The 1765-nt window shown below is 68.9% G+C and carries 1 protein-coding gene; it reads right to left on the reverse strand.

Features of this window, described 5'->3' with window-relative positions; genetic code table 11:
* Positions 1-146: 146 nt before the first annotated feature.
* On the reverse strand, positions 147-1765 hold a 1619-nt coding region (locus tag GJ693_RS17185), incomplete at its 5' end, for a ShlB/FhaC/HecB family hemolysin secretion/activation protein (protein WP_197042283.1).

Raw genomic sequence — 1765 nt, forward strand, 5'->3', positions numbered from 1 at the left:
TGCGCGCAGCGTGCCGCCCGATGGCACGGCGACCTGGGCAAGGCCGGGCGCCGCTGCGGTGAGCAGGGCAAGCGCGCCGGCACCGGCCAGCAGCTGGCGGCGGTGGGTGATGTGGCGGTGCATGGTCATGGTTCCAGCCTTCCCAATCAACGCCACGGCAGCGCGCGGACGGTCAGCGACAGCAGCAGGCGGCCACCGGGCTTTTCGGTGTCGATGGACAGCGCCTTGTCGAGCGGTTTGGCATAGACAAGATCAAGCCTGACCCGGCTGCCCCAGGTGGCGCGGATGCCGCCGCCAACGCTGCGCAGGGTGCGGCGCTTCTCGAAATTGTTGGTGTCGACGTTCCACAGCTCGACATGGTCATAGAAGCCGAGCGCTTCAAACGCGAAATCCTTGGCTGAGAGCGGCACCGGCTTGCCGAGGCGGAACTCCGCCGAGCCGCCGACCATGCGGTCGCCTGCGGTCGCGCCCGGATCATAGCCGCGTCCGACGGTGAGGTTACCGACGGCGAATTCGTCATAGGCGAGCAGCGGATCGGGCGTCCATTGCCCGCGCAGATCAACCGCCAGCGTCGCCGCCCAGGCCGAATCCGCGCCGAAGCGCAGCCGGCCTTCACCATTGACCCCGACACGGCCGACAAACGCCCGCGCATTGCCTTCAAATCGGGTTGGAATGGCGGTGCCGCCCTTGCCGCCGATCGGCGTCGCGCCCAGCAGCGGCAGGCCCTGGCGCAGTTCGACAAAGCCGCCCACCCGCCAGGCCGGGGCCAGCACGCTGAGCCGGCGCGGCTGCAGATCGGCATCGGCCCGCGCCCAGATGGTGCGGATCTGGTCGAGGTTGATCAACTGGCCGATGGCGCGCGTGCGCTGGTCGATGAGGTCAAGCCCACCGCCGAGCTTCACATTGGCCGAGGTGGTGCGCACCAGCGGGTAGGAGGCGAAGATCGAGGCCAGCACCGATTCCGAGCTGAGATCGAAGCCCTGTGCCGCGTTGGGCAGGGTCGGCTTGGTCTTGGCATAGGTGCCGTTGATGCCGATGCGCAGGCCATTGTTGCCCACGGCAAAATCATGCCCGGCCTGCACCACCACCAGTTCACGCACATCGGTGGTGGAGAACACCGAGACATAGGTGCGATCAGCCAGACCGGTGAGGCCATAAAGATCGCCGCGCACCACGCCGGCCCAGCGCCCGATCTGATCGGAGCCATAATTCTGCGCGTTCAGCACCAGGCTGCCGCGCGACGTTTCCAGCTGGACTTCGCCGATCACCTCGCCGGGCACGCCGCTCGGCGCCGGGCGCAGCTCCAGGCTGACCTGGGTGCCGGGAATGTCGTTGGCGATGAGGAGGATGCGCTCCGCCTCGGTCTCGTTCAATGGATCGATCGCTTTCAGCTTTGCGAGCAGCTCTTCCAGTCGTGCCCGGCCCTTGCCCGGCTCGCCGCGCACACGCAGTTCGACGATGCGCGCCGTCGTCACCCGCAGCTGCAGCACGCCATCGGCCAAATTCTGTTCCGGCACCTGCACCACGGCGACATAGCGGGCGCGGGCCAGCGCTGCGCTGGCCTCGTCACGGATGCGGCAGACCTCGGCCAGCGGCAACGGACGGCCATCCAGGCCGGCGCGCACCCCGGCCAGCACCTCGGCCACTTCCGGTGGCAGCGCGGCGCCACCGGGGCCGGAAAAGGCGACGCTCTTCAGCGGCGCAGTCAGTGGGCTGTTGGCCAGCGCATCCGGGCACGGGCCCGGCGCGAACCCGCGCGAGCGCA

The organism is Sandarakinorhabdus oryzae (assembly GCF_009733735.1).
Lineage (GTDB): Bacteria > Pseudomonadota > Alphaproteobacteria > Sphingomonadales > Sphingomonadaceae > Sandarakinorhabdus > Sandarakinorhabdus oryzae.